Raw genomic sequence first — 19414 nt, 5'->3', positions numbered from 1 at the left:
AAGAGGATTAATCAGTGCCGCGATAGGGTTCGACATATTGCAGCGCCATGTCCCAGGGAAAGAAGATCCAGGTGTCCTGGCTGACGCCGGTGATGAACGTATCAACCATCGGCTCGCCTTTGGGCTTGGCATAGACAGTGGCAAAATGCGCCTTTGGGTAGTGATCGCGCACCACTTCGAGGGTGCGGCCTGAGTCGACCAGATCGTCAATGACAAGGATGCCTGTGCCATCCCCCATCAGGTCTGCGTCAGGTGCCTTCAGCACTTCAACCTCTCCCTGACTTTGGTGATGGTAGGATTTGACGCTGATCGTATCCACAGTGCGGATGTCCAACTCGCGACTGACGATCATCGCTGGTGCCATGCCACCCCGCGTGATCGCAACCACGGCCCGCCAGGCACCATTGTCTGGTCCTTGTCCATCAAGACGCCAGGCGAGCGCCCGGCTGTCGCGGTGGATTTGATCCCAGCTGATGTGGAACCCTTTTTCATGGGGGAGGCGGTCTGCCATTGGTTATTTCTCCAGGATCAGGCGCAGGCCAAGCGCGCCAAGCAGTGTAGCCGCGATGCGGTCGAAAACAGGTTTGAGGCTGACATAGCCGCGTCGAATGTGCGGCGTGCTCAGAGCAAGGGCGAGAAGAGTATAAAACGCCAGTTCAAGCAGCCAGTGGTTCAGGACGATCGCCACGATATCAGCCGCCGCGAGGCCTTTGGGAAAGACAACGACGATCACAGCCGCCGCAAACAACATCGATTTCGGGTTGCCCAAATTCAAAAGTATTCCGGACAAGATCGCTTGTCCGCGCGGTTTCGGTGCATCCCCAAGCGGGTCGCGCGAATGTCGCCACGTTTGGATGGCAATCCAGATCAGGTACAGCGCCCCTCCGATCTTGAGCGCGGTGTAAGTCCATGGAAAGAACGTGAACACAGCCTCAAGTCCAAGCAATGCCGCGAGGGTCCACATCGCGGCCGCGGTGCCAAGACCAATGCCGGTGGCAATCCCGGCGGCTCGGCCACCTGTCACGGTTGCCTTGGTAATGAACAACATGGCTGCTCCGGGTGAAAGCAAGGCAGCCAGCAGGATGGTATTGAAGGCAACAAGCTCTGCCAGTGTCAGGCTCATCCGTTACCCTTTTTCGATGTCAGGCGCGTCGACCGCCTTCATGCCGACCACGTGGTAGCCCGCGTCGACGTGAAGATTTTCGCCGGTCGTGCCAGACCCCAGATCGCTGAGCAGGAACAGCGCCGATTTGCCAACATCATCGATGGTCACATTGCGCCGCAGGGGCGAGTTGTACTCGTTCCACTTCATGATGTAGCGGAAGTCGCCGATGCCCGAGGCTGCAAGGGTCTTGATCGGTCCAGCGCTGATCGCATTGACGCGAATGTTGTCCTTGCCCAGATCCTCGGCCAGATATTTGACCGACGCCTCAAGTGCAGCCTTGGCGACACCCATGACGTTATAGTGCGGCATCACCTGTTCAGCGCCGTAGTATGTGAGGGTCAGGGCGCTGCCCCCATCTGTCATCATCTTTTCGGCCCGCTGCATTACCGCGGTGAATGAATAGACTGAGATATCCATCGTCAGCGTGAAATTGCCGCGGCTTGTGTCAACATAACGGCCGCGCAACTCATTCTTGTCCGAGAAGCCGATGGCGTGGACGATAAAGTCCAGTTTGCCCCAACGCTCTTTCAGTGCTTCGAATAGGGCATCAATCGATGCCTCATCGCCCACGTCGCAAGGAAGCACGATGTCGCTGCCCAGTTGAGCGGCCAGCGGATCGACGCGCTTCTTGAGCGCATCACCTTGATAAGAAAACGCAAGTTCGGCCCCAGCCTCGCTGAGAGTCCGTGCAATACCCCATGCGATGGATTTATCATTGGCGAGACCCATGATCAGACCTCGCTTGCCTGTCATCAGATCGCTCGCCATGTCGCTACCCATCCCGTCCCTCGTTTTCGGCTTTGTGTCTGGCGGCCAGCTTTATGCCATTGCCCAACACGCATCAAGAGAGGGTGCGGCAGTTGAACCTGGTTGCGTGCAGGGCTAGCTGTTTCAAAACACGACAGGAGACAGATATGGCAGACCGAGCGGGCAAATTCGCTGGCGAGAACCCTTTTGATATTGTTCGTGCATGGATGGCTGAGGCAGAAGAGGCGGAGCTGAACGATCCGAATGCCATCGCGCTCAGCACCGTGGACGCTGAGGGCTTGCCCAATGTCCGCATGGTGTTGTTGAAGGATGTCGAGGATGACGCCTTTGTCTTCTATACGAATTACACCAGCGCGAAGGCGGCAGAACTGGACCAGGCGGGCAAGGCCGCCTTTGTGATGCATTGGAAGTCGCTGCGGCGGCAAGTGCGGGTGCGCGGTATTGTCGAGAAAGAGGAGGGAGCGAAGGCTGACGCCTACTATGCATCCCGTTCATTGAAATCACGCCTTGGGGCATGGGCGTCAGACCAAAGTGCGCCGCTGGACAGTCGTGCCGCACTGATGGCTACGGTCGCCAAGGTCACAGCGCAACAGGGCACCAATCCATCCCGTCCACCGTTTTGGGGCGGCTACAGGATCACACCGGTTGAGATCGAATTTTGGGCTGACGGCGCATTTCGATTGCATGATCGCTTCTGCTGGAGGCGTGAAAAACTTGGTTCTGCGTGGCAAGTGACACGGCTCAGCCCATGAATTTCACGTAGCGTGAAATGTAAATAACTGAATTATAAACAGTATTTCATGCTTGAATTATGAGGTGAAAATGGCGCAAGTCTTGGTATGCGGCATAATGCACTCATAGAAAGACAAGTCGTGTCACAACACACTCAAGATACGGATGTGGTCACTGGGACCGTGAAGTGGTTCGATCCCGTTAAGGGATTCGGTTTTATCGTGGCCAATTCAGGTGGTCCGGACATTTTGCTGCATGTAAATGTGTTGCGAAACTTTGGTCAGTCTTCGGTGGCGGATGGCGCCGAGGTAAACGTGCGTATCCAACATACGGAGCGTGGCGTGCAGGCTGTCGAGGTCATATCGATAAAACCACCAGACCATACGGATTCGTCCTCCCTTACCGATCTTGCTGAGATGGATCAGCACGATGTGACAGATGCGCCGTTGCAACCGGGTCGCGTCAAGTGGTTCGACAAGGGTAAGGGGTTTGGATTTGCCAATGTGTTCGGCAGTGCAGACGACGTGTTCCTGCACGTCGAAGTATTGCGCCGCTCCGGTTTGTCTGACCTCCAGCCGGGCGAAGCGCTTGCGTTGCGCGTGATTGATGGAAAGCGCGGTCACATGGCGGCCGAAGTGTTGGCGTGGGAAGCGGCGCTCACCAAGAAGGGCGATTGATCATGCGCGGCTCGTTGCATCGGGCATTTGCAGCACTGATTTTTTGTCTATGTGCGCAGGTTGTTGCAGCAAAGTGCAATGATGCGACTGTTTGGCTGCGTGGTGATTTTGGTTCGGCGCGCTTTAACGTCGAGATTGCAGATACCAATCGTGAGCGCGCCATTGGACTGATGAACAGACCGTCAATGCCAACAAGCGAGGGGATGCTATTTATCTATCCCCGCCCGCAACCGCTGTCGTTCTGGATGCGAAACACTCTGATCTCGCTTGATCTGTTATTCGTGGATCCGACTGGAACGGTAACCAAGATACATCACGAGGCGATCCCGCTGGATGAGACGCCCATTCCCGGGGGGGATGGCCTTACTCATGTCCTCGAAATCAACGGAGGCCTTGCGCGCATGATGGGGATTCAGGAAGGGGCGCAGATGCGACACCCCAGCTTTGATCAAGATATCGCAGTTTGGCCCTGTTGATTGCACGCTTTGGGCTTTTCAATTGCGTTTGCCCCGTCTAAGACAGCGCCACGGTCGGAGCGTGGCGCAGCCTGGTAGCGCACCTGTTTTGGGTACAGGGGGTCGGAGGTTCGAATCCTCTCGCTCCGACCATTTCACCTAGTTAGATGCAATTCCGCCTGTTGCGACCAGCAACTGATCCATCAATTGATCCAGTGCGCGTTGCTTGATGTAGATACGTCTCGGGTTGCCTGATTTTTGCACGACCTCTGCAAAATAAGACAATTCGACAACGAAGTCCCCGTTGTCTTTGTCTGTCTCTTTTTGGACCACCAGCGTCGGCGCTTCGAGCGCGCCATCGTATTGCAGCACAAGAAACGCGGCCACGTCGGGCGGCGGTAGAATGCGGCATTGTACAACAGAGCGGGATACAACAAGCAGCTCATCCCCAGGTGCGTCGCATGATGAGCGGAATGCGTCATCCAGTGGAGCGGGATTCGCGGCAAATGTTGCGCGACGCACAGGCAGATCTTGTTCGTCCGTTACTACAGTTTCTACATATTGTGGTGCGCAGGCGCTCAGCGCGACCGCGAAACAGACTATAAGGGGTCGCATTTGGGTGCCTTTGCTCAGGGATATGCAGACCTCATCATATTTTCCGCAGCGCGGCAAAACCTTTCTGATTGGACGCGCGTTAACTGTGGATAAGTTCACGTGAAGCATCCACAGCCTGGATTAAGTAGTGAGATTGGTTTGGGTTTTTCGGCTGCATGCCGTGGACGAAATTTCGCCGAAACACCGAGGTGTTAACGAAGTGAATCGCATGTGACGCCGCCGTACAAAGTTGGCCTCAACGGTCAAGGAAAAAGATGTCAAAAAACTTTTAAAATGTCGTTGACGTGAACCCTCCCTATACGTCAGTTTGTGTGGGCCGGGTGGTTCACCACAACATTTAGTGGTCAACGCTATAGGTGAAGCGCCGGGCACGAGGGATAGGGGACACCGCCATACTAGGGGATTTCGCAGACACGTATCCGGGTCTGGCGGGTGGTTCAGTGAATTTGTGCCGGCATTAACAATGGGGCCCTGCAACGTCAGGCGCACCTTTCGGAACACCAGCTGGGAATGAGGCAGCGCGATGAAGATTGAAAGACAGTTCACCAAAGCCGGTCAGGACGCATATGCGGCTCTTGATTTCGTGACGACCGCGTCCGAGATCCGCAATCCTGATGGAACCGTCGTGTTCCGCTTGGACGAGGTGGAAGTGCCGGGCAGCTGGAGCCAGGTTGCCAGCGACGTCATCGCGCAGAAGTATTTCCGCAAGGCTGGCGTGCCTTCCAAACTGCAGAAGGTCGAAGAAAAGGACGTTCCCGAGTTCCTTTGGCGGTCCGAAGCGGCTGATGGGGCCGAAATGGGCGGTGAAACGTCCTCCAAGCAAGTATTTGACCGTCTGGCAGGCGCCTGGGCCTATTGGGGTTGGAAGGGTGGCTACTTCTCGACCGAAGAAGATGCGCGCGCCTATTACGATGAAATGCGTCACATGCTGGCGACGCAACGCGCTGCACCGAACTCTCCCCAGTGGTTCAACACCGGCCTGCATTGGGCGTATGGCATTGATGGTCCCGCGCAAGGACACCACTATGTCGACTACAAGACCGGCAAGCTGACCAAATCCAAGTCTTCCTATGAACATCCGCAGCCGCATGCTTGCTTCATTCAGTCCGTCGCCGACGATCTGGTGAATGATGGCGGTATCATGGACCTTTGGGTCCGCGAGGCGCGCCTGTTCAAATACGGTTCAGGCACCGGCACCAACTTCTCCAGCCTCCGCGCCGCAGGCGAGAGCTTGTCGGGTGGCGGCAAGTCGTCGGGTCTGATGGGCTTCCTGAAAATCGGCGATCGGGCCGCGGGCGCTATCAAGTCGGGCGGCACAACACGCCGCGCGGCCAAGATGGTGATCGTCGATGCGGATCACCCTGACATTCAGGACTTCATTAACTGGAAGGTCATCGAAGAGCAGAAAGTGGCGTCCATCGTCGCAGGCTCCAAGATGCACGAGGAAAAGCTGAACGGCATCTTTGAAGCCATTGGTACATGGGATGGTGCGGAAGCGGACGCTTACGATCCCAAGAAAAATAACGCGTTGAAGGATGCAGTGAAAGCGGCCAAGAGGGTTGCGATCCCCGAAACGTACATCAAGCGCGTGTTGGACTACGCTCGTCAGGGGCACACGTCCATCGAGTTCCCGACCTACGATACCGACTGGGATTCTGAAGCGTATAGCTCAGTCTCGGGCCAAAACTCGAACAACTCGATCCGCGTGACCAACGCCTTCCTCACTGCGGTCGAAAAGGACGCTGATTGGGAATTGATCAGCCGTGTCGATGGATCGGTCACCAAGACGGTAAAGGCACGCGAATTGTGGGAACAAGTGGGCCATGCCGCATGGGCCTGTGCCGATCCAGGCATCCAGTACCACGACACTGTCAACGACTGGCACACATGCCCCGAAGACGGGCAAATCCGTGGCTCGAACCCGTGTTCGGAATACATGTTCCTCGACGACACTGCATGTAACCTCGCGTCGATGAACCTGCTGACCTTCCTCAAGGACGGGCAGTTTCAGGTCGAGGACTACATGCATGCCTCCCGCCTTTGGACTGTGACACTGGAAATCAGCGTGATGATGGCGCAGTTCCCTTCGAAAGAGATTGCACAGCGCTCATATGACTTCCGTACCTTGGGTCTTGGCTATGCAAACATCGGCGGCCTGCTGATGAACATGGGCCACGGCTATGACAGCGACGAAGGCCGCGCGCTTTGTGGTGCCCTGACTGCCATTATGACCGGCGTGTCCTATGCCACATCTGCCGAGATGGCGGGTGAGCTTGGCCCGTTCCCTGGCTACAAGAAGAACGCGGATCACATGCTGCGCGTCATGCGGAACCACCGCAACGCGGCCTACGGGGCGACCGAAGGCTACGAAAAACTGGCGGTCAGACCGGTCGCTCTGGACCACGCCAACTGCCCAGATCCACGTCTGATCGACGTCGCCATGGGTGCATGGGACGAAGCGCTGAAACTGGGCGAGAAGAACGGTTACCGCAACGCGCAATCCACTGTGATCGCACCGACCGGCACGATTGGCCTGGTCATGGACTGCGATACAACCGGGATTGAGCCTGACTTTGCCCTGGTGAAGTTCAAGAAGCTTGCCGGTGGTGGTTACTTCAAGATCATCAACCGTTCGGTACCTGCGGCGCTCGAAAACCTCGGCTATGGCTCGGCTCAGATCGAAGAGATCATCAGCTACGCGGTGGGCCATGGCTCCATCGGTAATGCGCCTGCGATCAACCACACGACACTGACTGGGCATGGCTTTGGTGCCAATGAACTGGCGAAAGTGGATGCGGCGCTGGAAAGTGCCTTCGACATCCGGTTCGTGTTCAACCAGTGGACGCTCGGCGAAGAGTTCTGCACAGGCGTGCTGGGCATTCCGGCCGAAAAGCTGAACGACCCAACCTTTGACCTGCTGAAGTCGCTGGGCTTTTCCAAGGCCGATATCGACGCTGCGAACGATCACGTCTGCGGAACGATGACGCTGGAAGACGCTCCGCACCTCAAGGAAGAGCATTACCACATCTTCGACTGCGCCAACCCGTGCGGCAAGAAGGGCAAGCGTTTCCTGAGCGTGGACAGCCACATCACGATGATGGCCGCTGCACAGAGCTTTATCTCAGGTGCGATTTCCAAAACCATTAACATGCCGAACGATGCCACTATCGAAGACTGCCAGCGTGCTTATGAGCTGTCTTGGTCATTGGGTGTGAAGGCGAACGCGCTCTACCGTGATGGCTCCAAACTCTCGCAGCCTTTGGCGGCTGCGTTGGTCGAGGATGACGAAGAGGCCCAAGAGGTGCTGGAAAGCGGCGCACCCGCCGAAAAAGCCGCCGTGCTGGCCGAAAAGATCGTTGAGAAGATCATCGTGAAGGAGATTGTGAAATCTCACCGCGAAAAGATGCCTCAGCGCCGCAAGGGCTACACTCAGAAAGCCATCGTTGGGGGCCACAAAGTCTACCTTCGGACGGGCGAGTATGAGGACGGCAACCTGGGCGAGATCTTCATCGACATGCACAAGGAAGGCGCTGGCTTCCGTGCGATGATGAACAACTTTGCCATCGCCGTGTCCGTGGGCCTGCAATACGGTGTGCCGCTCGAAGAGTTCGTGGACGCCTTTACCTTCACCAAGTTCGAACCCGCAGGTATGGTCCAGGGCAATGACAGCATCAAGAACGCGACGTCGATCCTTGACTACGTGTTCCGTGAACTGGCTGTGTCCTACCTTGACCGCACGGATTTGGCGCATGTGAAACCCGAAGGGGCCACGTTCGACGATATCGGTCGGGGCGAGGAAGAGGGCGTGTCCAACGTTTCGGAACTGTCTGAGACGGCAGCATCGAAGTCCTTGGAAGTGCTGAAACAAATCAGCTCGACCGGCTATCTGCGCAAGCGTTTGCCCCAGGATCTGGTGGTGCTGCAGGGCGGCATGGCTGAAGGGGTCACGGTGGACGCAGAAGTCGCATTGCAGACGCTGGTGCCCGAGGTGGCTGTGAACGGTGCGGCATCGGTGTCGACCACGACTGTGACGGCGGCAACCACGACCATGGACGCCCGCACCAAGGCCAAGATGCAGGGCTACGAAGGCGAGGCATGTGGCGAATGCGGCAACTACACGCTGGTGCGCAACGGCACTTGCATGAAGTGCAACACCTGCGGCGGCACGTCCGGGTGCAGCTAAGAGTTACGCACCCCGGGGAAGGGGCGCGAGGGGGCCGGGCCGGCTGGATCGGTCTGGCTCCCGACGAAAAGAAGGGCAGGGATAATTGTCCCCGCCCAGCAGTTAAATGGGGTGAGACTCCGGGAAAGTGAACTTTCCCTCTGTCTCACTCATTGAGAAATCCTTGATTTCTCAATGCTATAGGGTGGGGCGGTACTTTGTCCCCCCACCTTTACACGGGGCGGGTGCGCTCGCCCCTAACGACGTTCAGGCCGCAGGCAGAAAAGTACCGGGCGGTTAACATATTGAGCCTGAACGGCGAAACTCACAGGGGGGCCTTTTGGTCCCCCTTTTTTCTTTTGATGTGGTTGGTGCTCTCTTTGCTGCGCAAATTCGCCCACCCACCGCCCCTGCGGAGGGGCGACTGCTTCTGTTCTTACTCGGCCAGGACAAGCCGCAGTTTTGCGCGGGCGCGGGCGAGACGCGACATAACCGTGCCAAGAGGCAGGTCCGTGCTGTTTGCAAGTGCGCGGGGCGAGGTTTCTCCGGCAACGACGAGTTCCATCAACTGGCGCTGTGGTTTGGGCAGCTTTGTGATCGCGGCAAGGGTGTCTGCACAATCCAGTCGCAGCAGGGCATCTGGTTCTGTCAGCGCGTGATCATCCTTCAGCTTGTCCGTGGTCTGCAGTCTCAACCCGCGCCGCGCACGGTTTGACAGTGTGCGCATTGCGTAGACGGACAAGTCGTCGATCGGGTGGCCGTCGCGCAGCCGTTGGCACAGGGCGAGCAACGTGTCCTGTACGAGGTCTTCGGCCTCGGCGCGGTTGCCCGCCAGCTTGAGCGCGCGCCGCGTCAACAGGGGTATAATTGGTACGAGGCCGCGGGGACTGATGGGGTGAGTCATGGCTGCGAAGCTGGGCTTTCTCATACCGCTTGAATAGCCCGGGGGTTTTCGCCGATTCCCGCTGCGCCCTCTTTTTGGGCAGCACGCCGCGCATGCCAATTGCCCGGATCGGCAGGCGCTTGCGCGGTTGCAGGGGTGGCGATCTCGAGGGGGGTGCAGTCCTGAAATTTGTGCTCATGTACATCAAGGGCGCCGGAAACAGGCCCCTCAAACAACCAAACTCGATAGGAGTTCACCAATGACCAAGATTGCTTCTCTGACTTTCGTAGCAGCGCTCACTATCCCGGCCTTTGCAGTGGCCCAGGGCGCAGCGGATCTTGATACGAATGGGGATGGCGTGCTGACCATCGACGAAGTGCAAGCAAGCTTTCCCGACGTAACATCCGATGTTTTCACAGCGATGGACCTGAACGCCGATGGCGCGCTGGATGCAGATGAAGTCGCCGCAGCCCAAGAAGCCGGCCTTATGCCACCCACGGACGGCTAACCCGTACACCCGACTTTTACCGCGTGTCATTGTCCGCGTGGTGAAGGGTGGGGGTGTGAGGTCCGGTCTCCCCCCAGGGGCCGGGCCTCATTTTTTTGTTTTAGGTGTGGCAGGGGCGGATTCGCCCGTGGATTCACCTTGTTTTCATGAAGATGAAGGCTGGTGACAGGGTGTCACCCCCCATGCAGCATCCGTACACCCCCTGTACACCCCCAACGGGCGGACCTTGGGCGGTTAACGCAACGCGCGGTGATCCAAAAGACGCTGCGCGACGCCATTTGCCGGGCATGTGGAGGCCTGAGCCCTCGGCCTGCCACGCATCGGCTGCTTGGCCGACGGGCCCTTCGGGGAGGATTTTTTTGAAACAGGGAAGAGGGACCGTTCTGACCGGTTGGTCCCTACTTATTCAGGTTCAGGCGTTTGGCAGGTGGATTTTGAATGTGTCGCGGATATCTGCATCGAGCGCGGGTTCGAGTGCGGCCGCTGGGCGGCTGGCGAGAATTTCCGCCTTGCGCGCCGCCGCTTTCTCCAAGAGGTCCGGCTTGCCCAGTTCGGCCCATTCCTTGGGTGAGGTGCGGTCTCCGAATGTCGGGTAGACGCAATCTGATTGCATGCGCGACAGCGTCTGTTCGGTCCCAAGGTAGTGACCTGGGCCTTCCATGCACACCTGCGCCATCTGGTCCAGGGCCAGCGTTTCATCCGTCACTTCGATCCCGCGTGTGCAGCGCAGGGCCTGACCGATGATGTCGTCGCCCAGGATCAGGCTTTCGTGGCAGAACCCCAGAAGCGATGCATGCATGCCTGCGGCCTCGTAGACCATGTTCAGCCCCGACAGCCCCGCCATGACATTGGAACACATCTGTTCCCATCCCGCCTGCATGTCCGGCAGCTTGCTGTCCGACGCACCGGCAGCAGCGCCGCCGGGCAGATCGTAGAACCTGTGCATCTGTGCGCAGCCTGCTGTCAACAAGGCTTGCTCGCCTGAGCCGATCGACATTGCCCCGGTGCGCAGATCAAGGCCGAAGGGCCATGTGCCGAAGATGGCAGGTGCGCCCGGTTTGACGGCGTTGACATAGACAAGGCCCGCTAGGCACTCGGCCACGGCCTGCACGATGGCGCCCGCAATGGTCGATGGCGCGGTGGCACCGCTCATCCCCGCCGAGAGCAGCAGAACGGGCAGCCCGGCCTTGATGCATTCCTCCATCACCTGGCAGCTTTCGGAGGCGAATTTCATCGGCGGGACAACGAAGCAGTTCGTGTTTGAGACAAAGGGGCGCGCGCGCCAGGCGTCTTCCCCGCCCGCAATCATGTGCAACATCTCGACCGCGGGCGCCACGCAATGCGGTTCAGAAAAGCTGGTACCGATGTGTTTGGTTGTGCCCGAGACGCAGGCGTAGACCGAGTTATACTCCATCTCGACCGTGTCGGGGATGTCGCGGCAGATCATTGGCCGCTGACAGAAGTGGATGTTGTCGAGCACGTCGCAAATGCGCGCCGCGTCGTGCAGATCCTGTACTGTGCTGTCGCGGTAGTTCCGTCCATCAACATCGACCATATGCACAGCCGCACCAGCCGTGCCGTAGTGGACGCGGGAGCCGCTGAGATCAAGGTCGTGCTTGCCGTCGCGGCTGCACAGGGTGATCGATCTGTTGGCCTTTGCAATGGTGTCTTCAACAAGTGCGCGCGGGAAACGGATGCGCCCGTCTTCGCCCAGGATCGCGCCTGCATTGGTCAGGTATTCCACGCCGGACGGTGGGGCATCGGCGAGGCCGATGGTTTCGAGAGCGTCCAGTGCAGCTGTGTGGATGCGCTGAACCTCTGCGTCGGTCAGTGGATTGTAGCGGCCACCCTCAAGGCCGGGGCGCACCGGGCGCAGATGGTCGGGGAGGGCGGTGGCGCGCGCAGCACGGCGTGCGGCCCGGCCGCCAGAGCGAGAGGGGGATTGATCGTTCATTTGCATAGTCCATGGGTAAGTGTGCGAAGTATCGTGTGCGGTCAGATCACAACGATGCAGGTCGCCCACGCGCGGCCCTGCCGCGTTCGGCCCCGATGGTACGTGCCACCAGTGAAATCTTGCTAAAGGTGCCCTGCACGACGTGCGGCTCCTCCGTCACCTTTGTTTCAACATGTCACTCTTCGTCACGCTGACGTGCGAAACGTCGCCTGTCTTGTCTGTTTGCGACACCGTGCACGCGGCTTGTCGCTGCAACTTTGCATGGTTTTGGGCGGTCTCATGCGCAGTCACCGCACCGTGAGGGGTCAGGACTGGAACTGTGCCGCGTCATGCCCAGTTGTGTACGGGGCGGCGCGTGATCGCGCTGTGCCACGAAAAAAGGAGCAGACTTATGAAGACGCGCATTTTTGCGATTGGGTTGGCAACGGCCCTGGCAAGCCCGGCTCTGGCTGGCAGCCTTGAGCCCCCGGCACCCGAACCTGTGGCGCCTGTACCCCCACCTCCCGCGCCGGTGCAGACGTTTGGCGGCGACTGGACGGGTGGTTATGCTGGTTTGCAGTTGGGTTATGGCGATGTCGATGGATCTGGTGATGCGGATGGTGACGACATTCTTTACGGTGCGCATGTCGGGTACCGGTATGACTTCGGCACGTTCGTTCTGGGTGGTGAGCTTGACTATGACTTCACCGACATTGACCTGAACGGGGCTGCGGATGTTGACAGTGTCGCCCGGTTGAAGCTGCAGGCTGGCTACGACTTCGGTCGCACGCTGGGGTATTTCACGGCTGGTGTTGCTGATTTGGACACGTCGATCGGTTCTGAGACCGGCGAGTTTTATGGTATCGGCGTGGCCTACCAGATCAACGACCGTTACACCGTCGGGGCGGAGCTTTTGGAGCACAGCTTTGACGACATCGACGGCTCGGGCGTAGATGCGGATGCCACGACCCTGACCGTACGCGGTTCGATCCGCTTCTGATCTCAGGCTGCGCGCGCTTCGGCAAATGTCGTGAGCGTGCGCAGTGCCTGTTCAAAGTCGGCGTCGTCGATTGTCATGGCGACCCGAATGTGACCGGCGGCGGCTTGTCCAAAGCTTTCGCCGGGCATGACAGCTATGTGGTGTTCGTCCAGAAGGGCGTTGGCAAAGTCGTCCCCCGTCATCCCTGTCGCCCGGATGTCCAGCATCAGATACATGGCCCCTTGGGCCGGGATCAGGCCAATGGTGTTCTGGCCTGACAATACGTGCCGCGCGATGGCGCGACGGCGTTTGAATGGCGCCGCGATCTCAACTTCGAAGTCCGGGCCCTGATCCAGCGCGAAGACCGAGGCGTCCTGAATGAACCCGGGCACGCCGTACGTCGTGTGCGTGGCGAAGGTGATCAGGTGCCCAATCACCTCTTGTGGTCCGATCACCCAGCCGCAGCGTGAGCCGGTCATGGCGTGGCTTTTGGACATGGAGCCAATCACCATTGTGCGTTCAGCCATGTCGGGCAGGGAGCGTGGCGAGATATGTTCACCCTCCCACACTTGCGTGTCATAGACTTCGTCCGAGATCAGCCACAGGTCATTTTCGATGCACACCTGTGCGATCCCGTCGAGCGTGGCGCGGGAATAGACGGTGCCTGTCGGGTTGTTGGGGGAGTTGATCAGCAGGCTTTTGGCGTTTGTGGCATGCGCGGCGATGTCTGAGGCGCGGGGCTGGAAGGCGTCTTCGGCTCGGGTCTGGATCGCCTTTGGGATGGCAGAGACACCACGGATCGTACCGGGATAGGTGGCGTAGTAGGGGTCAAGATAAAGCGCTGTGTCGCCGGGATCGCAGGCCGCGGCGTGGGCGGCAAAGAGAGCCGATTGCCCGCCCGGGGTGATCAGGACGTTGTCCCGGGTTGTGGCGATGCCTGTCCGTTCCGTTGTTCGTTTTGCTACTGTGTCGCGCAATGTGTCGGTGCCCGGGACCATGGCGTAGCCGGTGTGCCCACCAAGCGCGCTTTTGTGCATGTCCAGCAGGATAGGGGCCGCCGTGCGAATGTCGTGTTCGCCGATGGTCAGCTCCGTGACCGGCGTGCCCTCGGCGATCATTTTGCGGGCCTTGATGAACACGTCCCAACCATCTGATCCTCCGCCTGTCAGCGTTTGCATACGTTGGGAGAGGTTCATGTTTGACTCCTTGGCATGTGTTGGCGTCAAGGGGTCAGAGGGGGCGGGGGATGTCAACACATTGACTGGGGGCCAGCCCCCAGACCCCCGAAGTTTACTTGGCAAGATGAAGGAGGATCAGGTGTCGTCCTGCCATGCGGCGAGTTCGGCTTGTGCTCTCTTGGGCAGGCTATTGCGGATGATGCCATAGGAGGTATGGATGCGGTCCTGCAATGCGTCCACGCCTGGGTGATCGAACGGGATGCGGATCCATGAGCGATGGAAATACTTGGCTTTTTCGGCGGCTCCGATCTCGATCAGGAACTGGGCGCTTTCGGGGTCGGCTGTTTTGACCGAAATCCCGTCAAGCGCGTGGCCGTAGCAGGCGAACATCTTGTCGCCTACTTTCCACGCCTCAAGCCCGCCATCGGCGCTGGAGTGATACCACGCGCCGGGCAGGGCGCTGCAGATGCGGTTTGCGTATTCGAGCGTCATTTCACGAGTGTGGCGGGGCCTGCGGCCCGAAACAAGGGTTGACCGGCGTCGGGCGTGCGCGCTACTGACAGATTATGACCCGGAACACCTGCATCATTTGCTGCATTATCTGCTGATTTCTTCGGCGGGCCGGTTCTTTGTTTCCATGACAGATCAGAATTGCTAGGCCCGCGCCAACCATGCGCCCACATTCATGCCTTGCGAGACCATGCCATGACGATCCAGCTTTACAACACTGCGACCCGCCGGAAAGAGGTGTTCGAACCCCTCGATCCCGATAATGTGCGCATGTATGTCTGCGGCCCCACGGTCTACGATCGGGCGCATCTGGGCAATGCGCGGCCCGTGCTCGTCTTTGATGTTTTGTTCCGGCTGCTGCGCCATGTTTATGGCGAAGATGCAGTGACTTACGTGCGGAACTTCACGGACGTGGATGACAAGATCAACGCCACGGCCTTGGCCCGGAAAGAAACGGGTGCCGACGGGACGCTGGAAGAGCTGGTCGCCGAGCGGTCGGACGAGACCATCGGCTGGTATCACGCGGACATGGATGCGTTGGGGGCTTTGCGTCCCTCGCAAGAGCCGCGGGCGACCCAATACATCGCACAGATGGTCACGATGATCGAGGATTTGATCGGCAAAGGCTTTGCCTATGCCAAGGACGGCCATGTGCTGTTTCGGGTGCGTGAGTATGACAAGTATGGCGCGCTGTCGGGTCGCTCCGTTGACGACATGATCGCAGGTGCGCGGGTTGAGGTCGCGCCCTACAAGGAGGACCCGATGGACTTCGTGCTTTGGAAGCCATCGGATGATGACTTGCCCGGTTGGGACAGTCCTTGGGGACGGGGGCGGCCGGGGTGGCATATCGAATGCTCGGCTATGGCGTACGATCTGCTGGGTGATACGTTCGACATTCACGGCGGAGGCAACGACTTGCAGTTTCCCCACCATGAGAACGAGATCGCGCAGTCGAAATGCGCGGGTCACGGGTTTGCCCGGTTTTGGATGCACAACGAGATGTTGCAGGTCGAGGGCAAGAAGATGTCCAAGTCTTTGGGCAACTTTTTTACCGTTCGGGACTTGCTGGATCAGCATGTGCCGGGGGACGTGATACGCTTCGTGATGTTGTCGACGCATTATAGGAAGCCGATGGATTGGACCCAGAAGAAGCGAGCCGAGGCGGAAGACACGCTGCACAGATGGTACCATTCGTTAGATCGTATCGGCTCCCAGGACTTGCCCGTCGAAGTGATTGAAGCATTGAAAGATGATTTGAACACACCGGGCGCTATTGCGGTGCTGCATAAATACTATCGCGAGGGAAACCTGACCGCATTGCTCGGAGGAATGAAGCTATTGGGCATTCCGGGGCCACTGGAAAGCAAATGGTGGCAAGAAGTTTGGGCTGGCGACCCGCACACCGATGAATTGCATATCTGGACGGCGAGGTTGTTGGCTGCTCGCAAGGAGGCGATGGAAACGAAAGACTTTTCCGCCGTTGATGCCATGAAGGCCAGCCTTACTAGTGCCGGTGTGGAAGTTCGCATGTCAAAGGCTGGCGTCGAGCTAGTTCCTGCTGCGGGCTTCGATCCCTCAAAACTGGAGGGGCTGGAATGATCTACTCCGAACACAGGACAGTCCCCGGCCGCGGGTGGGGGTGTAGCCCCCGCCTGGGTGGGCGCTCGGGGGCTGGCCGTGACGCAGGCGCCACGGCTGGAACTGAGAAGAGTGGGGACGTGTTGTGACCAAAGAACGCCTCTATCTTTTCGACACCACGTTGCGCGATGGGCAGCAGACCCAAGGCGTGCAGTTCTCGACCCCTGAAAAGCATCAGATCGCGCAAGCGCTCGACACTCTTGGCATTGACTACATCGAGGGCGGCTGGCCCGGAGCCAACCCCACAGACAGCGCGTTTTTTGAGGAGCAACCCAAGACCCGCGCCACCTTCACCGCCTTTGGCATGACCAAGCGGGCAGGGATCAGTGCCGAGAATGACGATGTCCTGGCTGCCGTGCTGAATGCCGGGACACCAGCCGTCTGTCTGGTCGGCAAGACCCATGATTTCCATGTGGAAAAGGCCCTTGGCATCTCACTGGCCGAGAATATCGACAACATCGCCCAGAGCTTTGCCCACCTCGTCGCGAATGGGCGCGAGGCGATCTTTGATGCCGAGCACTTCTTTGATGGCTACAAGAGCAACCCGGACTATGCGCTTGAGGCGATCCACGCAGCCTATGACGCAGGTGCGCGTTGGATTGCGCTATGTGATACCAATGGCGGGACGCTGCCGCATGACATCCATGCTATCACCAAGGCGGTGATTGCTTCGGGCATCGATGGAAACCGTCTGGGCATTCACACCCACAATGACACCGAAAACGCGGTGGCCGGGTCGCTGGCTGCTGTCGATGCGGGCGCGCGGCAGATCCAGGGCACGCTCAATGGGTTGGGGGAGCGGTGTGGGAATGCGAACCTGACGTCGATCATCCCAATCCTGCTGTTGAAAGAGCCCTATGCCAGCCGGTTCGAGACGGGTGTTTCGATGGATGCTTTGGCGGGCTTGACGCGGACAAGCCGGATGCTGGATGATATCCTCAACCGGGTGCCGCAGAAGCAGGCGGCCTTTGTCGGAGCGTCTGCCTTTGCGCACAAGGCAGGTTTGCACGCGTCGGCGATCCTAAAGGACCCGACTACCTATGAGCATGTGGTCCCGGATACAGTGGGCAATGCGCGCATCATTCCGATGTCGAACCAGGCGGGGCAGTCGAACCTGCGTAAGCGCTTAGCCGAGATGGGGCTGGATGTGCCTGCCAAAGACCCGGCCTTGCCGCGCATTCTGGATCGGATCAAGGCACGCGAGGATGCCGGATATTCCTATGACACCGCGCAGGCGTCGTTCGAGCTGCTGGCGCGGGACGAGTTGGGCCTATTGCCGGAATTCTTCGAGGTGAAGCGCTACCGCGTGACCATTGAGCGCCGCAAGAACAAGCGGGACCGGATGGTGTCCTTGTCCGAAGCAGTTGTCGTGGTGAAGGTCGATGGGAAGAAGATGTTGTCTGTGTCGGAATCCATGGATGAGCTTGGGACTGACCGAGGCCCCGTGAATGCGCTTGCCAAGGCGCTGGCGAAGGATTTGGGCCGGTATCAGAAGAATGTCGAGGATATACGTCTGGTCGATTTCAAGGTGCGGATCACGCAAGGCGGGACCGAGGCCGTGACCCGGGTCATCATCGACAGTGAGGACGGGCAGGGGCGGCGATGGTCGACCGTGGGTGTGTCAGCGAACATAGTGGATGCGTCGTTCGAGGCGCTGCTGGATGCGATCCGGTGGAAGCTGGTACGGGATGGTGCGACATGACCCCTGAACAATGGTCGGCTTTTCTGGAAGTCCACAAGGACCTGCCACGCGAAGGACCGGGTGCTCCGGAGGACGTGCATTGGGCCTTGGACCGAATTGGCATTTCCGGCGCGGTTGACGTGTTTGACGCAGGCTGTGCGACAGGGGGGGACACTGTCACCTTGGCGCAGGCTTTGCCCGAGGCGCGGATCAGGGCGGTTGATACGACAGAGCCGTTTGTGGCCCATGCACAAGCGCGTCTTGCGCCGTTTGGGGACCGTGTGCGTGTTGAGCTTGGCAGCATGGCCGAGCCGGGTGGGACCTATGACCTGATCTGGTGCGCCGGGGCGCTGTATTTTCTGGGCGTGACCGAAGGACTGACCCTGTGGCGTGATGCGTTGAAACCCGGTGGGCATGTCGCCTTTTCCGAACCGGTTGCTTTGGGGCCCTTGTCGGCCGACGCAACGGCGTTTTGGGAAGAGTACCCGCAGATCACCGATCTTGCCGCGATAGAGGCGCGGGTTTCTGCCGCCGGTTACCGCGTGTGGGATCATCGCATGATCGTCGGCGCGCCTTGGCTCTCCTACTATAATCCGATGCAGGCACGGATTGATCATTTGCGAACGACCAACACCGATCCGGTGATCGCGGAAGCCATGGCCGAATGCCAGCGCGAGATTGACCTGTGGCATGCCGCCCGGGACGAGATTGCCTATGCGCTGTTGATCGTGGCGCCGGAATGAGCCTGCCAGAGATGGTCATTCCCTGTGCGCGGATTGTCGAGCAGGGGGATCCCGATCGGTTTCGGACGGTCATGGCGGCGCCGGTGTCGGCCCGTGCGGCACTGTTCCCGCTCTATGCCCTGAATGTGGAGGTGTCGCGTGCGCCTTGGGTCACGCAAGAGGTGATGATTGCGGAGATGCGTCTGCAATGGTGGCGGGATGCCTTGGAGGAGATCGCGGACCGACAGATGGTGCGCAAGCATGAGGTCACAACGCCCTTGGCCGGGGTGCTGACGGTGGACATGGCGCGCCGGTTGGACGAAAGCGTGGCGGCGCGGCGCTGGGATGTCTATCGTGAGCCATTTGAAGATAAGGCGCATTTTGACAGCTATATCGACCAGACCGCGGGCCACCTGATGTGGACCGCTGCAGAATGTCTTGGGGCGCCTGCAGATCAGGAAAGTTCGGTGCGGTCCGTTGCCTTGGCGGCCGGGCTTGTTGCATTTTTGCGGGCTGTTCCCAAGCTGGAAGACGCGGGCCGCATTCCCTTGCTTGATGGCACTCAGGACGGTGTTGCGGCCTTGGCTGGGCGCACCAGGATGCGCCTTACGGTTCCACGATTGCCCACATCGGCGCGGGCAGCGCTCTGGCCTGCGATTGGCGTCCGGTCCGTGTTGGATCAGATCGCGCGCGACCCGGCCATGGTGGTTGAGGGGCGCGTGCCGACCGTCGCGCCCTGGCGGCTGAGTTTCAGCGCTTTGACGGGGCGCGTGATGCTGTAGCCCGCAGGCTGGCGCATCAAGATGCG

The 19414-nt window shown here is 59.1% G+C and carries 18 protein-coding genes and 1 tRNA gene; 11 read left to right on the top strand and 8 right to left on the bottom strand.

Annotated elements, in window-relative coordinates; translation table 11 throughout:
- Positions 1 to 7: 7 nt before the first annotated feature.
- The 3 genes from gpt to fabI are packed head-to-tail and all read right to left on the bottom strand — an operon-like array spanning position 8 to position 1933.
- Positions 8 to 511, bottom strand: a complete 504-nt coding sequence (gene gpt / locus AC53L6_RS10525) for a xanthine phosphoribosyltransferase (RefSeq protein WP_299200222.1) — start codon at positions 509 to 511, stop codon at positions 8 to 10.
- 3 nt (positions 512 to 514) lie between these two features.
- Complete coding sequence (locus AC53L6_RS10520; protein ID WP_496907804.1) at positions 515 to 1123, bottom strand: LysE family translocator; 609 nt, start codon at positions 1121 to 1123, stop codon at positions 515 to 517.
- Positions 1124 to 1126: 3 nt separating this feature from the next.
- Positions 1127 to 1933: an enoyl-ACP reductase FabI gene (gene fabI / locus AC53L6_RS10515; protein ID WP_299599639.1), complete on the bottom strand. Its 807-nt coding sequence runs from the start codon at positions 1931 to 1933 to the stop codon at positions 1127 to 1129.
- 53 nt (positions 1934 to 1986) lie between these two features.
- On the opposite strand from fabI, the gene pdxH reads away from it, so the two are divergent.
- The 4 genes from pdxH (at position 1987) to AC53L6_RS10495 (ending at position 3950) form a co-directional block, all read left to right on the top strand.
- The gene (pdxH, locus tag AC53L6_RS10510; RefSeq protein ID WP_496907803.1) at positions 1987 to 2685 is read left to right on the top strand and encodes a pyridoxamine 5'-phosphate oxidase; all 699 of its coding nucleotides are present in this window, start codon (positions 1987 to 1989) and stop codon (positions 2683 to 2685) included.
- Between the two features lie 120 nt (positions 2686 to 2805).
- Entirely contained in the window at positions 2806 to 3342 is a 537-nt protein-coding gene (locus AC53L6_RS10505) for a cold-shock protein (protein WP_299597200.1), read from the top strand.
- A gap of 2 nt (positions 3343 to 3344) precedes the next feature.
- Entirely contained in the window at positions 3345 to 3818 is a 474-nt protein-coding gene (locus AC53L6_RS10500) for a DUF192 domain-containing protein (RefSeq protein ID WP_299200193.1), read from the top strand.
- Between the two features lie 55 nt (positions 3819 to 3873).
- Positions 3874 to 3950: transfer RNA gene (locus AC53L6_RS10495), tRNA-Pro, on the top strand.
- A gap of 6 nt (positions 3951 to 3956) precedes the next feature.
- Here the strand turns inward: AC53L6_RS10495 and AC53L6_RS10490 are convergent.
- The gene (locus AC53L6_RS10490; protein ID WP_299741825.1) at positions 3957 to 4520 is read right to left on the bottom strand and encodes a hypothetical protein; all 564 of its coding nucleotides are present in this window, start codon (positions 4518 to 4520) and stop codon (positions 3957 to 3959) included.
- A 415-nt stretch (positions 4521 to 4935) separates the two neighbouring features.
- Between AC53L6_RS10490 and AC53L6_RS10485 the strand changes: the two genes are divergently transcribed.
- Positions 4936 to 8595 (top strand): vitamin B12-dependent ribonucleotide reductase, encoded by a 3660-nt coding sequence (locus AC53L6_RS10485; protein ID WP_496907802.1) that lies wholly within the window; start codon positions 4936 to 4938, stop codon positions 8593 to 8595.
- A gap of 415 nt (positions 8596 to 9010) precedes the next feature.
- On the opposite strand, the gene AC53L6_RS10480 is transcribed toward AC53L6_RS10485, so the two are convergent.
- The gene (locus tag AC53L6_RS10480) at positions 9011 to 9478 is read right to left on the bottom strand and encodes an RNA polymerase sigma factor (RefSeq protein WP_496907801.1); all 468 of its coding nucleotides are present in this window, start codon (positions 9476 to 9478) and stop codon (positions 9011 to 9013) included.
- Positions 9479 to 9716: 238 nt separating this feature from the next.
- Here AC53L6_RS10480 and AC53L6_RS10475 point away from each other — a divergent pair, with 238 nt between their 5' ends.
- On the top strand, positions 9717 to 9965 hold the full coding sequence (locus AC53L6_RS10475) for a penta-EF hand family protein (RefSeq protein WP_299200149.1): 249 nt from the start codon (positions 9717 to 9719) through the stop codon (positions 9963 to 9965).
- A 412-nt stretch (positions 9966 to 10377) separates the two neighbouring features.
- On the opposite strand, the gene AC53L6_RS10470 is transcribed toward AC53L6_RS10475, so the two are convergent.
- Positions 10378 to 11919 (bottom strand): trimethylamine methyltransferase family protein, encoded by a 1542-nt coding sequence (locus AC53L6_RS10470; RefSeq protein WP_496907800.1) that lies wholly within the window; start codon positions 11917 to 11919, stop codon positions 10378 to 10380.
- 391 nt (positions 11920 to 12310) lie between these two features.
- On the opposite strand from AC53L6_RS10470, the gene AC53L6_RS10465 reads away from it, so the two are divergent.
- Positions 12311 to 12898 (top strand): outer membrane protein, encoded by a 588-nt coding sequence (locus tag AC53L6_RS10465; RefSeq protein ID WP_299200120.1) that lies wholly within the window; start codon positions 12311 to 12313, stop codon positions 12896 to 12898.
- A gap of 2 nt (positions 12899 to 12900) precedes the next feature.
- Here AC53L6_RS10465 and AC53L6_RS10460 read toward each other — a convergent pair whose 3' ends face one another.
- The gene (locus AC53L6_RS10460) at positions 12901 to 14073 is read right to left on the bottom strand and encodes a pyridoxal phosphate-dependent aminotransferase (RefSeq protein WP_496907799.1); all 1173 of its coding nucleotides are present in this window, start codon (positions 14071 to 14073) and stop codon (positions 12901 to 12903) included.
- A 117-nt stretch (positions 14074 to 14190) separates the two neighbouring features.
- Positions 14191 to 14547: an MmcQ/YjbR family DNA-binding protein gene (locus AC53L6_RS10455; protein WP_496907798.1), complete on the bottom strand. Its 357-nt coding sequence runs from the start codon at positions 14545 to 14547 to the stop codon at positions 14191 to 14193.
- 213 nt (positions 14548 to 14760) lie between these two features.
- Here AC53L6_RS10455 and cysS point away from each other — a divergent pair, with 213 nt between their 5' ends.
- The 4 genes from cysS to AC53L6_RS10435 all read left to right on the top strand — a co-directional run bounded on the left by cysS (position 14761) and on the right by AC53L6_RS10435 (position 19388).
- Positions 14761 to 16164, top strand: a complete 1404-nt coding sequence (gene cysS / locus AC53L6_RS10450) for a cysteine--tRNA ligase (RefSeq protein ID WP_496907797.1) — start codon at positions 14761 to 14763, stop codon at positions 16162 to 16164.
- A 124-nt stretch (positions 16165 to 16288) separates the two neighbouring features.
- Positions 16289 to 17905, top strand: coding sequence for a citramalate synthase (gene cimA / locus AC53L6_RS10445; RefSeq protein WP_496907796.1), 1617 nt, complete (start codon positions 16289 to 16291; stop codon positions 17903 to 17905).
- Positions 17902 to 18627: a class I SAM-dependent methyltransferase gene (locus AC53L6_RS10440; protein WP_496907795.1), complete on the top strand. Its 726-nt coding sequence runs from the start codon at positions 17902 to 17904 to the stop codon at positions 18625 to 18627. The genes cimA and AC53L6_RS10440 overlap by 4 nt, the downstream gene beginning before the upstream one ends.
- Positions 18624 to 19388, top strand: coding sequence for a squalene/phytoene synthase family protein (locus AC53L6_RS10435; RefSeq protein ID WP_496907794.1), 765 nt, complete (start codon positions 18624 to 18626; stop codon positions 19386 to 19388). The genes AC53L6_RS10440 and AC53L6_RS10435 overlap by 4 nt, the downstream gene beginning before the upstream one ends.
- Positions 19389 to 19414: the final 26 nt, after the last annotated feature.

The sequence above is a fragment of the Tateyamaria sp. LSS28 genome (genome assembly GCF_059611725.1).
This window is presented reverse-complemented; position numbering and strand designations above follow the sequence as displayed.

What these genes read in the sequence shown, in the direction of transcription:
- gpt (WP_299200222.1), bottom strand. Translation starts at nt 511, where the DNA reads ATGGCAGACCGCCTCCCCCATGAAAAAGGGTTCCACATCAGCTGGGAT.
- AC53L6_RS10520 (WP_496907804.1), bottom strand. Translation starts at nt 1,123, where the DNA reads ATGAGCCTGACACTGGCAGAGCTTGTTGCCTTCAATACCATCCTGCTG.
- fabI (WP_299599639.1), bottom strand. Translation starts at nt 1,933, where the DNA reads ATGGCGAGCGATCTGATGACAGGCAAGCGAGGTCTGATCATGGGTCTC.
- pdxH (WP_496907803.1), top strand. Translation starts at nt 1,987, where the DNA reads ATGCCATTGCCCAACACGCATCAAGAGAGGGTGCGGCAGTTGAACCTG.
- AC53L6_RS10500 (WP_299200193.1), top strand. Translation starts at nt 3,345, where the DNA reads ATGCGCGGCTCGTTGCATCGGGCATTTGCAGCACTGATTTTTTGTCTA.
- AC53L6_RS10490 (WP_299741825.1), bottom strand. Translation starts at nt 4,520, where the DNA reads ATGCTTCACGTGAACTTATCCACAGTTAACGCGCGTCCAATCAGAAAG.
- AC53L6_RS10485 (WP_496907802.1), top strand. Translation starts at nt 4,936, where the DNA reads ATGAAGATTGAAAGACAGTTCACCAAAGCCGGTCAGGACGCATATGCG.
- AC53L6_RS10480 (WP_496907801.1), bottom strand. Translation starts at nt 9,478, where the DNA reads ATGACTCACCCCATCAGTCCCCGCGGCCTCGTACCAATTATACCCCTG.
- AC53L6_RS10475 (WP_299200149.1), top strand. Translation starts at nt 9,717, where the DNA reads ATGACCAAGATTGCTTCTCTGACTTTCGTAGCAGCGCTCACTATCCCG.
- AC53L6_RS10470 (WP_496907800.1), bottom strand. Translation starts at nt 11,919, where the DNA reads ATGAACGATCAATCCCCCTCTCGCTCTGGCGGCCGGGCCGCACGCCGT.
- AC53L6_RS10465 (WP_299200120.1), top strand. Translation starts at nt 12,311, where the DNA reads ATGAAGACGCGCATTTTTGCGATTGGGTTGGCAACGGCCCTGGCAAGC.
- AC53L6_RS10460 (WP_496907799.1), bottom strand. Translation starts at nt 14,073, where the DNA reads ATGAACCTCTCCCAACGTATGCAAACGCTGACAGGCGGAGGATCAGAT.
- AC53L6_RS10455 (WP_496907798.1), bottom strand. Translation starts at nt 14,547, where the DNA reads ATGACGCTCGAATACGCAAACCGCATCTGCAGCGCCCTGCCCGGCGCG.
- cysS (WP_496907797.1), top strand. Translation starts at nt 14,761, where the DNA reads ATGACGATCCAGCTTTACAACACTGCGACCCGCCGGAAAGAGGTGTTC.
- AC53L6_RS10440 (WP_496907795.1), top strand. Translation starts at nt 17,902, where the DNA reads ATGACCCCTGAACAATGGTCGGCTTTTCTGGAAGTCCACAAGGACCTG.
- AC53L6_RS10435 (WP_496907794.1), top strand. Translation starts at nt 18,624, where the DNA reads ATGAGCCTGCCAGAGATGGTCATTCCCTGTGCGCGGATTGTCGAGCAG.